This window comes from Desulfotignum balticum DSM 7044, assembly GCF_000421285.1.
Taxonomy (GTDB): Bacteria; Desulfobacterota; Desulfobacteria; order Desulfobacterales; family Desulfobacteraceae; genus Desulfotignum; species Desulfotignum balticum.
On sequence record NZ_ATWO01000001.1, the window covers coordinates 51,598 to 65,173 of the forward strand.

General features: G+C 56.0%; 11 protein-coding genes. 3 read left to right on the forward strand and 8 right to left on the reverse strand.

Annotated elements, in window-relative coordinates:
* Positions 1–3 precede the first annotated feature (3 nt).
* The 5 genes from K365_RS0100275 to K365_RS0100295 form a co-directional block, all read right to left on the reverse strand.
* Positions 4–1,305 carry a citrate synthase gene (locus tag K365_RS0100275; RefSeq protein WP_024333049.1) on the reverse strand — a complete coding sequence of 434 codons (1,302 nt, stop codon included), beginning with the start codon at positions 1,303–1,305 and terminating at the stop codon, positions 4–6.
* A gap of 21 nt (positions 1,306–1,326) precedes the next feature.
* On the reverse strand, positions 1,327–1,581 hold the full coding sequence (locus tag K365_RS0100280) for an FmdB family zinc ribbon protein (protein WP_006968429.1): 255 nt from the start codon (positions 1,579–1,581) through the stop codon (positions 1,327–1,329).
* Between the two features lie 86 nt (positions 1,582–1,667).
* Positions 1,668–3,383, reverse strand: coding sequence for a DNA repair protein RecN (gene recN, locus K365_RS0100285; protein WP_024333050.1), 1,716 nt, complete (start codon positions 3,381–3,383; stop codon positions 1,668–1,670).
* The gene (locus K365_RS0100290) at positions 3,343–4,350 is read right to left on the reverse strand and encodes a nucleoside recognition domain-containing protein (RefSeq protein ID WP_024333051.1); all 1,008 of its coding nucleotides are present in this window, start codon (positions 4,348–4,350) and stop codon (positions 3,343–3,345) included. The genes recN and K365_RS0100290 overlap by 41 nt, the downstream gene beginning before the upstream one ends.
* Positions 4,334–4,516, reverse strand: coding sequence for a hypothetical protein (locus K365_RS0100295; protein ID WP_024333052.1), 183 nt, complete (start codon positions 4,514–4,516; stop codon positions 4,334–4,336). The genes K365_RS0100290 and K365_RS0100295 overlap by 17 nt, the downstream gene beginning before the upstream one ends.
* Positions 4,517–4,639: 123 nt before the next feature.
* On the opposite strand from K365_RS0100295, the gene K365_RS0100300 reads away from it, so the two are divergent.
* Positions 4,640–5,821, forward strand: coding sequence for a TraB/GumN family protein (locus tag K365_RS0100300; protein WP_024333053.1), 1,182 nt, complete (start codon positions 4,640–4,642; stop codon positions 5,819–5,821).
* Between the two features lie 23 nt (positions 5,822–5,844).
* Here K365_RS0100300 and purN read toward each other — a convergent pair whose 3' ends face one another.
* Together purN and K365_RS0100310 are read right to left on the reverse strand one after the other, a co-directional pair.
* On the reverse strand, positions 5,845–6,555 hold the full coding sequence (purN, locus tag K365_RS0100305) for a phosphoribosylglycinamide formyltransferase (RefSeq protein ID WP_024333054.1): 711 nt from the start codon (positions 6,553–6,555) through the stop codon (positions 5,845–5,847).
* Between the two features lie 33 nt (positions 6,556–6,588).
* A complete protein-coding gene (locus tag K365_RS0100310; RefSeq protein WP_024333055.1) occupies positions 6,589–6,822 on the reverse strand; it encodes a hypothetical protein in 234 nt (77 codons plus the stop codon).
* A 92-nt stretch (positions 6,823–6,914) separates the two neighbouring features.
* On the opposite strand from K365_RS0100310, the gene polA reads away from it, so the two are divergent.
* Positions 6,915–9,590 carry a DNA polymerase I gene (gene polA / locus K365_RS0100315; protein ID WP_024333056.1) on the forward strand — a complete coding sequence of 892 codons (2,676 nt, stop codon included), beginning with the start codon at positions 6,915–6,917 and terminating at the stop codon, positions 9,588–9,590.
* Between the two features lie 10 nt (positions 9,591–9,600).
* Positions 9,601–10,434: an NAD(+)/NADH kinase gene (locus tag K365_RS0100320; RefSeq protein ID WP_024333057.1), complete on the forward strand. Its 834-nt coding sequence runs from the start codon at positions 9,601–9,603 to the stop codon at positions 10,432–10,434.
* A 4-nt stretch (positions 10,435–10,438) separates the two neighbouring features.
* On the opposite strand, the gene K365_RS0100325 is transcribed toward K365_RS0100320, so the two are convergent.
* Positions 10,439–13,573 (reverse strand): efflux RND transporter permease subunit, encoded by a 3,135-nt coding sequence (locus tag K365_RS0100325; protein WP_024333058.1) that lies wholly within the window; start codon positions 13,571–13,573, stop codon positions 10,439–10,441.
* Positions 13,574–13,576 lie beyond the last annotated feature (3 nt).

Below are 13,576 nucleotides of genomic sequence, written 5' to 3' on the forward strand. Positions count from 1 at the left end.
GCCTTACACTGTGCCGTTGCTGGCAATCCGCTTTTCAATGGGAATGTAATCGTTGACCGTGTTGCCGGTGTAAATCTGCCGGGGCCGGGAAATTTTCATTTCCGGGTCTGCCATGTCCTCTTTCCACTGGGCGATCCACCCGGGCAGCCGTCCGATGGCGAACATCACCGTGAACATGTTGGTGGGGATGCCCAAAGCCCGCAGCACAATGCCGGCGTAGAAGTCCACATTGGGGTACAGATGTTTGTCCTTGAAATAACTGTCTTCCAGGGCTGCCTCTTCCAGGCGCAGGGCAATATTCAGCAGGGGATCGTCTCTTTTGACCTTGGCTAGAACGATATCGCACATCTTTTTCATGATTTTGCCCCGGGGATCATAGGTTTTGTAGACCCGGTGGCCGAATCCCATGAGCCGGAATGGATCCTCTCTGTCCCGGGCCTTTGCGATGCACTGGTCAATGGTCATGCCGTCTTTGTGGATTTTTTCGAGCATTTGGATCACGGCCTGGTTTGCGCCGCCGTGAAGCGGTCCCCACAGTGCGCTGATGCCTGCGGAGATGGCTGAGTAAATATTGACCCGGCCGGATCCCACCACCCGGACCGCTGTGGTGGAGCAGTTTTGTTCATGGTCTGCATGCAGAATCCAGAATACGTTCAACGCCCGGACCAGGTCCTGATCGACATGATACGGCACCACATCGTTGTCAAACATCATGTTCAAAAAATTGGCGCAGTAGCACAGGCCGGGCTGGGGATAGGTCACCCGCTGGCCGATGGAAAATTTATAGGACATGGCCGCCATGGTGCGGATTTTGGAGATCAGACGTAAAAACGTGTTGTTCATCTCCTCGTCCAGATCCGTCAGTTCCGGGTAAAACGAGCGCATGGCATTGACCATGGCTGCCAGGATCCCCATGGGATGGGCCTGGGGCGGATAGTTCTGGTAAAACGCCTTCATGTTTTCATGGACCAGGGAAAAGTCATTGAGCATCACGGATGTCCGGGTCAGCTCCTCGCTGGTGGGCAGCCGTCCCACAATGAGCAGGTACGCGGTTTCCACAAACGTGGATTTTTCCGCCAGCTGTTCGATGGGAATGCCCCGGTACCGCAAAATTCCTTTTTCACCGTCCATGTATGTGATGGCGCTTTTGCACGCCCCGGTGTTGCCGTATCCGGGATCAAACGTGATACACCCGGTTTCTTTTCGAAGCTGCCGGATATCAATGGCTTTTTCCCCTTCAGATCCGGTGATCACAGGCAGCTGCATCTCTTTTCCGTCAATAATCAGTTTTGCATATTCTGTCATTGTGTTTCCTTGATTTCGTGATCAGTTTCGGGTTTCGCCGGGAACCGTGTAGGTGGTGCATGAGCCGCTGGAACAGTTCCGTTCCTGGGTGGTGACCCCCTTAGCCGCTTTTTGGCCGGATGATCCGCCCATGGCATAGTTGGTGGAAGAAACCACCCGCTCAAATTCAGTGGATTGACATTGTGGGCAGGTCACGGCCTCGTCTTTCTGAGACCCCATGACGATGATTTCAAAAAAATGATCACATTTTGTGCACTTGAATTCATATATAGGCATGATAACTCCTTGGTTTTAAAATGGTTTAAAATTTACAATAGATTGCTAATATTAATCAGTAATATAATCAGATCCCGCCGGTCCTGTCAAGACGGATTATTTGACAGGCCGGTCAGCAGTTCCCGGGCATGGGTCCGGGTGGCAGGGGTGATGGACGTGCCGCCGATCATTCGGGCGATTTCATCGATGCGGTCATCCAGGGTGGTCAACGGAACAATATCTGTACAGGTCCGGCCGTTGATCACCTGTTTGGCAATGCGGAACTGGTGGCCCCCGTATCGCGCGATCTGGGCCAGATGGGTGATGCAGATCACCTGGTGATGATCGGCCAGGGCAAAGAGCTTTTGGCCGACCTTGTCGGACGTGGCCCCGCCGATGCCGGCATCCACTTCATCAAAAATCAGGGTTTCAAAAGACTGGGTTTTTGACAGAACCGCTTTCAGGGCCAGAACGATCCGGGACAGCTCGCCGCCGGAAGCGATTTTCGCCAGGGGTTTCGGGGCTTCGCCCGGGTTGGGGCTGAGCAGAAATCGGACCCGGTCTGCGCCGGTGGCAGACAGTCTGTGGCCGGCCGGGGTGCAGATGTCTTTGGATGGATCGCCGGGTTCATGAAAGATCTCCACCTGGAACCGGGCTTTGTCCATCTCCAGGGCCGCCAGTTCATCGGCGGCCAGCTCTGCCAGGCGGGTGGCGGCCTGTTGCCGCTGGCCGGACAATGTTTCTGCTTTCCGGCACAGTTGCGATTCCAGGTCTTTTTTCTTCTCAATGTGTTCCTGAATCTGTCGGTCCATGTCCCGGGTCTGTTCCAGCTGGTGTTCCAGTTCCGTATATCTTGCAAACAGGGTTTCCAGGCTGCCCCCGTATTTGCGCTTGAGCTTTGAGATGAGATCCAGGCGCTGGTCCACGGCATCCAGAGATTCCGGGTCCAGGTCAATGGTCAGTGAATAATCCCTGAGGGTGTGGGTGATATCCTGCAGGTCCAGGATCACGGCATCCAAGCGGTCCACGGTGGCGGACAGGGAGGGGTCCGCGTCCCTGAACCGGGCCATGTCGGATTGCAGGGAGGCCAGCTGTTCCACCACGGACCCTTCCCGGTCATAGACCTGGTGCACGGACCGGTTCACGGCCTCAAATATTTTTGCGGCATTGGCCAGGACCTGTTTTCTGTTTTCCAACAGTTCATCCTCGTCCGGCTGAATAGCGGCGTTCTGGATTTCATCCACCTGGAACCGGATCAGTTCTCGTTCGGCTTCCCGGCGGGTTTTTTCCGTTTCCATCTCCTGGATCTGCCGGTTCAAAGGCACCAGGGTCCGGTAGATGGCCGTGACTTCCCGGCGCAGGTTTCGGGTGCCGGCAAATTCGTCCAGAATGTCCAGATGGTTGTCATCCCGCAGCAACCCCTGGTGGGCATGCTGGCTGGAGATACCGGCCAGGTTCCGGGTCAGTTGTTTGAGAAATTCCAGGGTGGACTGGCGGGAATTGACAAAGACCCGGCTGGCGCCGGATCGCGGGATCACCCGGCGGATGATCAGTCCTTCGTCCGGGTCCATGCCCTGGTCGGACAAAAGCCGGGCCGGTTCGGAATCCGGAGCGATGTCAAACACGGCCTCCAGTTCCGCGCTGTCTTCACCCGTGCGCACCAGGTCCGCCGATGCCCGGGCCCCTAAGAGCAGGCTCACGGCCTGGATGATGATGGATTTTCCGGCCCCGGTTTCGCCGGTCAGCACATTCAGGCCGGAATGAAAAGAGATGCGGATGTCATCAATAATGGCGAATTTTTTTATGGCCAGTTCGCTGAGCATACGATCTCCTTAGGGCCGTGAACAAAGAAAAGGTGTAGGTGACCAGGACGGCGGCCGCCAGCCGGGGAATCCACAGCCAGAATACCGGGATGCCCAGGGGCAGAAACAGGGCCGGATCTTCGATCATGGCATGGTTGATGCCGATGGACAGGTGCAGCCGGGTCAATGATTCAGGTTCATAGGCATGGGCCCGGGTTTCTTCCACGATCACAGCGGATCCGTAGGCCAGGCCGAATACGGCAGCGGTCATCCAGAGCATGCCGCAGGACCGGTCCAGGCCCAGAAACGCCAGTACCGGCCCCAGGGGCCGGATGATGTAGTCAATGACATGAAACACCCGGGCCAGTTCCATCAAGACCATCAAGGGCATGATGATGCAGAAGATCTGGATCACCAGCTTCAGGGTGTCCACGGCCCATCCGGCCAGCCACGCCGTAAAGGCAAGATCCTTGGACGGCAGGGTGGTCCCGGCCAGGGGGCCGGCCATGTCCGGGGTCACGCCCATGATTTTTGCACACAAAAAGGTCACGACAAAGGCGGCAGCCAGGCGGAACCCGGCGGCAAAAAACGGATTGATGCCGGACCGTCCCTGGACCATGCTTTCCTGGATCAGGTTGTGGCAGATCAGGGTGAACACGGCCAGAAGGATCATGTGCTCCATGGCAAAGGGCATGACCGACAGGGCCGCCACCGTGCCGTAGATGCCCGTGAAAATGCCGGCAATGATCACCAGTGCCCCGGAAGCGGGCAGGCCCATCCAGGTCATGACCGGGTTCAGCAGAAAATCCAGCTGATAGATGATCCCGGAATACACCAGCAGGCCGGTGGCAAACGACACGGGCACAATGATCTTCAGCAGCCAGATAAATCCGTGCCAGCCTTTTTTCAGGCCGTTGCGGATGCCCGGCATCAGCCGGGGGACCGCAATTTCATCTTTCAGGGCCGTGGCTTCATTTTTTGTCGTCATGGGTCGGACCGTCGGGCAATATGTGTTTTTTCACGGTTTCGTCCACGGTGGCATACACATCCTTGAACGCTTCATGGACATTGGAAGGGGACAGCCGGCCCATTTCAATGAACTTGACGATGATCTCCTTGGCGGACCGCAGTATTTGTTCATCTGTAGATTTCATACACCGGTGAATATCAGAACCCTGCCGGAAGGTCAAGATTTAGCTGTTGCCATGCCGGATAAAATGCGTATAATCAGGCGGTAATTTTTTTACCCTTTCGTTTAAAGAAAAGGCAGCAGGTGAATGGAACACACAAACGAGGACAACCCGTCAATCCACCGGGTGCACCAGGGAGACACAAAAATTATTCTGATCGGCACGGCCCATGTCTCCCGGGACAGTGCCCAACTGGTGACGGACACCATTGAAGCGGAAACCCCGGACACGGTGTGCGTGGAGCTGTGTCCCACAAGGCTGTCCGCCATACGGGACACGGACCGGTGGCGGAACATGGATATCATCAAGATCATCAAGGAAAAAAAATCGTTGATGCTGTTCATGAACCTGCTTCTGGCCTCGTTTCAGAAAAAGATTGCCGACAAGTTCGACATCCGGCCGGGCCAGGAAATGGTCAATGCCATTGAAGCGGCGGAAAAGATCGATGCTGAAGTGGTGCCGGCGGATCGCGATATCCAGATTACGCTGTCCCGGGTATGGCGGGGCATGGGGATGTGGGCCAAAATCAAGCTGCTGACCTCCATGGTGTTTTCCTTTGGGTCTGCCAATGATATCCAGGAAGCGGATATCGAGAAAATGAAGCAGGAAGATATCCTTCAGACCCTGCTGGCGGATGTGAAAAAATTTCATCCCATTATCGAGCAGGTGCTGATTGATGAGCGGGACCAGTACCTGGCGCAGCGGATCGGGTCGGCCGAAGGAAACTGCATCGTGGCGGTGGTGGGTGCGGCCCATGTGCCGGGCATCAAAAAATATCTGGCATCCGGCAATGCCCGTTCTCTGTCATCCCTGAATCAGGTGCCGCCGCCGGGGTCTCTTGGAAAAATCCTCAAATGGCTGATTCCCGGGTTGATTCTGGTGTTGTTTGCCGTCGGGTTTGCCATGGAAGGCAAAGACGCGGGCACGGACATGATCTGGATCTGGCTGGCGGCCAACGGGATTTTTGCCGGCCTGGGCGCGGTCCTGGCCCTGGCCCATCCCTACACCATTATATCGGCGGTGCTGGCGGCACCGCTGACCTCACTGAATCCCATGATCGCGGCGGGCTGGGTGGCCGGTATGGTGGAAGCCTTGGCCCGCAAGCCCAAGGTGCGGGACCTGGAGGCGATCCCGAAAGATATCGTGTCCTTCAAGGGGTTCTGGCGCAACAATGTCACCCGGATTCTGCTGGTGGTGATTTTCACTAATCTGGGTTCCTCCATCGGCACCATGACGGCCGTCCCCCTGATGCTCAAACTCCTTGGATAGCGGGCCTGACCCCGAACCGAAGTTTATTCAGCGAATTTGCGGATGCATTCCGGGTAGAGTTCCCATTCTTTTTCCAGGCCTTTTTTCTTTACATCGTCCAGGGTGTCGGTGTCTTTGATTTCAAAGGCTTTCTGGCCGATGATGGGGCCGGTGTCCTCCCCGTAATCAATGAAATGCACGGTGCAGCCGCCGATTTTGCACCCGTACCGGAACGTGTCGCCATACCCGTCCGTGCCGGGGAATGCCGGGAGCAGGGCCGGATGGATGTTCATGATCTTGTGCTGTCTCGGGGTGGTGTTGATGCGGTCGATGAAATACGGGGTGAGTACCCGCATGAAACCGGCCAGCACCAGCAGGTCGATGTCATAGGGCCTGATATGGGTCAAAAGCTGTTTTTCCGCCATGGCCCGGGACTCAAGGAAAAACCGGGTGCGGTCATCTGCCGGGTCCATGAGTTTCTGCTTGTCTCTCACCTCGGCCAGATCAAAGTCTTCCGGCAGGTCTTCCGGCGCAATGCCGTTGTCCCGGCAGGCATTGATGATCTGCTGATAATCCACCACAAAGGTGGCGATACCGGCCTGTTTGGCCCGGTCCAGTCCCCGGACCCCGGGGGTGTCTGATCCGGTGAACATGATTTTTCCAGGAATACGGCCGTCTTTGCAGGCATCGATGATGGCCTGAAGATTGGTGCCGCCTCCGGAGATGAGCGTGCCGATTTTAAAAGTTGCCGGCATAAGGGTCTCCTCCTTGTTACGGGTGATGGCCTGTCATTGATTGCCGTATCCGTTTTGATCCCCGCAGTCCGGACAGGTCCAGGTGATGCCGTTGCAGGTCATGCCCCAGGCGTTTTCATGCATGCAGGTCTGGCAGATGGAAAACCCGCACCGGCAGCGCCAGCAGAACATAAAGGTCTGTTTGCAGCAATGGCACTGGCGGCGGCTGTTCCGGATCCGTTTGTCCCGGCGTTTCTGCCGCTGGGAGGCTTGGGTGTCATCGGTCATGGCAAATCTGTACTTCTCCTTTTGGTTAAAAGATAGTATATATGCCTTTTATTGAAAAAAACTGCAATATCCAAAAGGCAGGTAAATTTATGATGGTAACCCCGGAAACAGTATTTCTCATAGACGGCAGCGCATTTTTATACCGGGCGTTTCATGCCATCCAGCACCTGAGCACGGCCAAAGGCCATCCCACCAACGCCACTTACGGGGTCACACGGATTCTGATGAAACTGATCCGGGAAAAAAATCCCACTTATGCGGCCGTGTTTTTCGATGTCAAAGGGCCGACCTTCCGGCATGAAAAATATGCCGACTACAAGGCCAATCGCCCGCCCATGCCCGATGAAATGGCCGTACAGATTCCGGATGTGCACCGGATGATCGCCACCTTGAACATCCCCGTTGTCCAGAAATCCGGGTATGAGGCTGACGATCTGGTGGGCACCTATGCCAGGATTGCCCGGGAACAGGGGTTCAAAGTGGTGATGGTCACCGGGGACAAGGATTTCATCCAGCTGATTTCAGACGACTGTATTTTATGGGATCCCATGAAAGATATTATCCTGGACCGGGCCGGTATCCAGGCGGACATGGGCATTGCCCCGCACCAGTATATCGATGTGCTCGGGCTGGCCGGAGACACCTCGGACAACATTCCCGGGGTCAAAGGGGTGGGACCGAAAACCGCGATCAAGCTGGTGGCGGAATTCGGGTCCATTGACAATCTGTACAACAACCTGGATCAGGTGGCATCCAAAAAAAAGCTGTACGAAAACCTGAGTACCGGCAAGGCCACGGTCCTGCTGAGCCGGGATCTGGCCACCATTGACTGTCATGTGGACGTGACCTCATCCATTGCGGATTTTAAACTCAAACCCTTTGACAATGCCAAAGCGTTTGACCTGTTCCAGGAACTGGAATTCAAGACCCTGGCCCGGGAATTTGCTGAAAAACAGGATGCCGCCGACAAAGATTATCAGATGATCACGGATGTCCCAGAACTGGAAAAACTGGCGCAAACGTTGAAAAAGACCGATATATTCGCCATTGATACGGAAACCACCTCCATCCATCCCATGACTGCGGATCTGGTGGGGATCAGTTTTTCTTTTCAGGCCCACACGGGATTCTATGTCCCGGTAGGCCATACCGATGATACCCCGCAGATTGGAAAAACCGAAGTCCTGCGCATCCTGGGGCCGGTGCTGGCGGACCCGAAACAGCACAAGGCCGGCCAGAACATCAAATACGACATGATTGTTCTGGCCCGGTACGGCATGCCGTTGAACGGGGTGACGTTTGACAGCATGATCGCTTCTTACCTGTTGAATCCCACCCGCCGGGGCCATGGCCTGGACCAGATCGCCCTGGACCTGTTCGGATACAAAATGGTGTCATATGAAGAGATCACCGGCAAGGGAAAGGACCAGATCGGGTTCCAGGAAGTGCCGGCAAAAGACGCTTTGTTTTACGCGTCCGAAGATGCGGATCTCACGTTCATGGCGTATCAGCGGTTTTCTGAACACCTGGAAAAACAGGGGCTGTCTGATTTGATGGCAAATATCGAAGTGCCGCTGATTCCCGTGCTGGCGGATATGGAAATGACCGGATTCCGAGTGGATAAAACCGCCCTGGCCCGGTTGTCCGAAACCTTTGAAACCGAAATGAACCAGCTGGAGCAGGCGATTTATGACCTGGCCGGGGAAACCTTTAACATCAATTCCTCCCAGCAGCTGGGCGTGATTCTGTTTGATAAGCTCGGGCTCAAGTCCGTGAAGAAAACCCGGAAAAAAACCGGTTATTCCACGGATGTGGAAGTGCTGACAAAGCTGGCAGATGTCCATCCCCTGCCGGAAAAACTACTCCGGTACCGGACCCTGGGCAAGCTCAAATCCACGTATGCCGATGCCCTGGGCCAGCTGATCCATGAAGACACCGGCCGGATTCATACCTCGTTCAACCAGACCATCACGGCCACGGGACGGCTGTCCAGCTCCAACCCCAATCTGCAGAACATTCCCATCCGCAAGCCCGAAGGCAGAAAAATCCGGGAAACCTTTATCCCGGCGGACGGGTGCACCCTGGTATCCGCGGATTATTCCCAGATCGAGCTGCGTATTTTAGCCCATTGTGCCGAAGACGAGATCCTGATCCAGGCGTTCCGGGATGAGGAAGACATCCATACCCGCACGGCCGTGGAGGTGTTCCAGGTGCTGCCCGGGTTTGTGACCGACGACCTGCGCAGCCAGGCCAAGGCGATCAATTTCGGTATCATCTACGGCATGAGTGCGTATCGCCTGTCCAATGAACTGAACATCAGCCGGAAAATGGCAGATACCTATATCAACCATTATTTCAAACGTTACGCCGGTGTCAAAGCCTTTATTGACGAAACCATCCGCCGCACCCGGGAAACCGGGGAAACCGCCACCATTTTCGGCCGGAAAAGAAACCTGCCCGATATCAATGCGTCCAATGCCAATCAGCGTCATTTTGCCGAGCGGGCCGCCGTGAACACCCCGATCCAGGGCAGTGCCGCCGATTTGATCAAGCTGGCCATGATTCAGATGGCAAAGGCCCTGGAAGACCGCGGCATGAGATCCAAAATGATTCTGTCTGTGCACGATGAGATCATTTTTGATGTGCCAGAGGCGGAAACATCGGACCTGATCGCTCTGGCCCGAAAGATCATGGAAGGGGTTCATCCGTTAAAGGTGCCCCTGAAAGTCAATTTCGGCACCGGTGAAAACTGGGCCCTGGCCCATTGAGCAGGAACTGATGACACACACCAGCAGACAGACGCGTATCGGTATTTTTGTCAAACACCAGGACGATGCATGGGACACGGCCCACGCCCTGGTCCGCCGGCTTAAGGACCGGGTCGTGATCCTGAACAATTCACTGCCTTCTCTGCCCGAAGACCTGATCTGTATTCTGGTTTTAGGGGGAGACGGCACGTTTCTGAGTGCGGCCCGGCTGGTGGGAACCAAAAATATTCCGTTGCTGGGGGTGAAATTCGGGGAAGTGGGGTTTCTGGCCATTACCCTGGAAGATCACCTGGAGGAAGTGCTGGAAAAGGTGTTTAACAAACAATATCAGATCCATGAACGGGCCCGGCTCAATATCCGGATGATGCGAAAGGATGCGGTGCTGGCGGATGTGGATGTGCTCAATGACATGGTGATCAATAAATCAGCTTTGTCCCGGCTGGCATCCTGTGCCGTGTACCTGGACCATGTGTATCTGACCACGTTCCGGGCGGACGGGCTCATCGTGGCCACGCCCACCGGTTCCACAGCCTATTCCCTGGCTGCGGGCGGCCCCGTGGTCCATCCGGCCGTGCCGTCCATCATTCTGACCCCCATCTGTCCATTTACCCTGACCAACCGGCCGTTGATCATCCCGGACACCACGGCCATCGAGATCCGGCTGGAGGACAGTCCGGAAGACATCGTCCTGACCCTGGACGGCCAGGAAGGGTTCAACATGGATCCCAAAGACCGGATCTTTGTGTCCAAAAGCCCCCATGCCGTGCAGATGATTTCGTTTGAGCCGGATTCCTATTACAAGGTGCTCAAAACCCGGCTTCACTGGAGCGGTGGCCGAAGCTGATATCTCAGTGATCGTTTTGTCTTTTTTTTCTTTCCCGCCGGGCCCGGCCTTTCTCGCTGATGGTCTGGAAAATATAGTACAGGGCAGGAATTAAAAAAATGCCGAAAAAAGTAGCCACGCACATACCGGAAAACACGGCCGTACCAATGGCCCGGCGGCTGCCGGCCCCGGCCCCCGTGGCGATGAGCATGGGCACCAGGCCGAAGATAAAGGTCAGAGAGGTCATGAGCACGGGCCGGAAACGGATGGCCCCGCCGGCCACGGCCGCTTCGGCAATGGACAGCCCTGTCAGACGCTGGTTTCTGGCAAATTCAACAATCAGGATCGCATTTTTGGCGGCCAGTCCCACCAGGAGTACCAGACCGATCTGGGCATAGATGGACAGGGGCAGATTCAGCAGCCACAGGCCGGACAAGGCACCCAGAGTCCCCACCGGTATGGTGAAAACAATGGACAAGGGCAGGTTCCAGCTCTCATACTGGGCCACTAAAAACAGATAGGCAAATACCAGGGCCAGGGCAAACAGCCAAACCACCTCGTTTCCCGTGGTTTTTTCCTGATAGGACAAGGCCGACCATTCATAATCAAACCCCGGGGCCAGCACATCGGCCGCCACTTTTTCCATGGCATCCATGGCCTGGCCCGAGGAAAACCCCGGGGCCGGATCCCCGTTGAAATCCGCGCTGGTGTACTGGTTGTACCGCTTGATGAGCTGGGGACCCAGTACGGTCCGCAGGGCCACCAGGCTGGTAAGCGGGATCATTTTGCCGTCATTGCTGCGCACATACAGGTCCTGGATATCTTCCATGGTATCCCGGAAAAGGGCATCTGCCTGGATTTTGACCTGATAGGTCCGGCCCCCGAGATTGAAGTCATTGACATATGCGGACCCCAGATGAGCCTGGAGCGTGGAGAAAATACGGGATACGGGGACGTTGAGATACTGGGCCCGGGTCCGGTCCACATCAACGAATATCTGGGGGGTATCGGCCGTATAGGTGGTAAATACCCCCTCCAGGACCGGATCCTGGTTGGCAGCCATCATCAGCCCCAAAGCCATGCCGAACAGTTCCTTGGGGTCCTGGCCCTGTTTGGCCAAAAGCTGAAAAGAAAATCCGGCGCTGGCACCCAGACCGGAGATGGGCGGCGGTGCAAACGCGAAGGCATTGGCATCCGGAATGGCGGCCAGTCGGGCCTGTGCCTGTCTGACAATGGCAGCCAGCTGCTGGTGGGGTTCCCGGCGTTCATCCCAGGGTTTGAGAATTGCCAGGGAAAATCCCACATTGGCGGCATTGCCGCTGAGCAGGCTGAATCCGGACACACCGATCATGTTTTCCACACCGTCCAGTTGTCGTATCTCGCCTGTAATTTGATCCATCACTGCGGCGGTGCGGGACAGGGATGCGGCCTGGGGAAGCTGGACATTCATCAGAAAATAGCCCTGGTCTTCCTGGGGAAGAAAACTGGTGGGGGTGTGAATGAACAGAAAAGTCATGCCCGTGATCACGGCGGCAAACAGCAGCACCGGAATGATCAGCCATCGGATCATCCAGCCGGAACCGGTCACATATCCCTTTCTGCTGGCATCCACCAGGTGGTTGAACCAGGCATACGGCCCTTTGGCCGCTACCCGGTGCCGGGTCAGAAACGTGGCGCACAACGCCGGACTCAGGGTCAGGGCACAGGTGGCGGACAACAGCACGGCACTGCACATGGTGACGGCGAACTGGCGATAGAGTTCGCCGGTGATCCCGGGCATGAATCCCACGGGCACAAACACGGAAAACAGCACCAGTGTGGTGGAGATAATCGGGCCCACCACCTGGGACATGGCTTTTTTCGTGGCAGCCGGTGCGTCCAGATTTTCCTCATGCATGACCCGGTGCACGTTTTCCACCACCACAATGGCATCGTCCACCACCAGGCCGATGGCCATGATCAAAGCGAACAGGGTGATGGTGTTGGCATTGAATCCCAAAGCCATGAGAATGGCAAAGGTGCCGATGAGGGATACGGGGATGGCCACGGATGGAATCAGTGTGGCCCGCCAGTCCTGGAGAAACACGAAAATCACCGCCACCACCAGCAACGTGACCAGGGCCAGGGTGAATATGATCTCATCAATGGCAGCGGATACGTACCGGGTGGTGTCCAGGATGATTTCATAGGCCACATCGTCCGGCATACCGGGTTTCAGTTTTTCAAGTTTTTTGCGAACCGCCTCCATGGTTTCCAGGGCATTGGAGTCTGAATCCCGGTACACGGCCAGGGTATTGGCCGGGTTCCCGTTGAGGATGGACTCGGTGTCATAGGACCGGGCCGCCAGCTCAACCCGGGCCACATCCCGGAGCCGCACCAGCCCGCCCCGGTCATTGGTCTGCACGATGATCTGTTCGAATTCCCGGACATCCGTGAGCCGGCCTTTGGCCCGCAGGGAAAACTGGACCGGCTGTTTGTGTTCCAGAGGTTCCATGCCCACGGTTCCCAGGGATGCCTGGACATTCTGGGTGCGAATGGCAGAGACAATGTCCCCCGAGGTCAGGCCCAGAGCCGTCATTCGCCTCGAGTCCATCCAGATGCGCAGGCTGTATTCTTTCTCCCCGAAAATCATGGCATCGCTGACCCCGTTGATGCGGATCAGGGTGTCCTTGATCTGTGAACTGAGGTAGTTACTTAAAAACAGCAGGTCCCGTGTTTTGTTCGGCGAATAAAAACTGATGGCCGCCATCATATCATTGGAGCGCTTGCGCACACTGATGCCCTGATCCACGACTTCGGCCGGCAGTTTGGGTGTGGCCAGCTGGATCCGGTTCTGAAGGTTCACCTGGTTGATGTCCGGGTCACTGCCCACTTCAAAGGTGACCTGCATTGAATAATTGCCGGTATCCGAGCAGGTGGAAGACATATACAGCATTTTGGAGACCCCGTTGATCTCTTTTTCCAAAGGCGCAGCCACGGTTTTGGTCAGCACTTCGGCATTGGCTCCGGGATAAAACGCAGACACCCGGATGACCGGCGGGGTGATCTGGGGGTACTGAGCCACGGGAATGTTCATGAGTGCCAGAAAACCCGCCAGCGTGATAACGATGGAAACAACGCCGGCGAGACGGGGCCGGTGGATAAACACATTGGAAATCATGGA

What these genes read in the sequence shown, in the direction of transcription:
- K365_RS0100320 (WP_024333057.1), top strand. Translation starts at nt 9,601, where the DNA reads ATGACACACACCAGCAGACAGACGCGTATCGGTATTTTTGTCAAACAC.
- K365_RS0100310 (WP_024333055.1), bottom strand. Translation starts at nt 6,822, where the DNA reads ATGACCGATGACACCCAAGCCTCCCAGCGGCAGAAACGCCGGGACAAA.
- K365_RS0100280 (WP_006968429.1), bottom strand. Translation starts at nt 1,581, where the DNA reads ATGCCTATATATGAATTCAAGTGCACAAAATGTGATCATTTTTTTGAA.
- polA (WP_024333056.1), top strand. Translation starts at nt 6,915, where the DNA reads ATGGTAACCCCGGAAACAGTATTTCTCATAGACGGCAGCGCATTTTTA.
- recN (WP_024333050.1), bottom strand. Translation starts at nt 3,383, where the DNA reads ATGCTCAGCGAACTGGCCATAAAAAAATTCGCCATTATTGATGACATC.
- K365_RS0100325 (WP_024333058.1), bottom strand. Translation starts at nt 13,573, where the DNA reads ATGATTTCCAATGTGTTTATCCACCGGCCCCGTCTCGCCGGCGTTGTT.
- K365_RS0100300 (WP_024333053.1), top strand. Translation starts at nt 4,640, where the DNA reads ATGGAACACACAAACGAGGACAACCCGTCAATCCACCGGGTGCACCAG.
- K365_RS0100290 (WP_024333051.1), bottom strand. Translation starts at nt 4,350, where the DNA reads ATGACGACAAAAAATGAAGCCACGGCCCTGAAAGATGAAATTGCGGTC.
- K365_RS0100275 (WP_024333049.1), bottom strand. Translation starts at nt 1,305, where the DNA reads ATGACAGAATATGCAAAACTGATTATTGACGGAAAAGAGATGCAGCTG.
- purN (WP_024333054.1), bottom strand. Translation starts at nt 6,555, where the DNA reads ATGCCGGCAACTTTTAAAATCGGCACGCTCATCTCCGGAGGCGGCACC.
- K365_RS0100295 (WP_024333052.1), bottom strand. Translation starts at nt 4,516, where the DNA reads ATGAAATCTACAGATGAACAAATACTGCGGTCCGCCAAGGAGATCATC.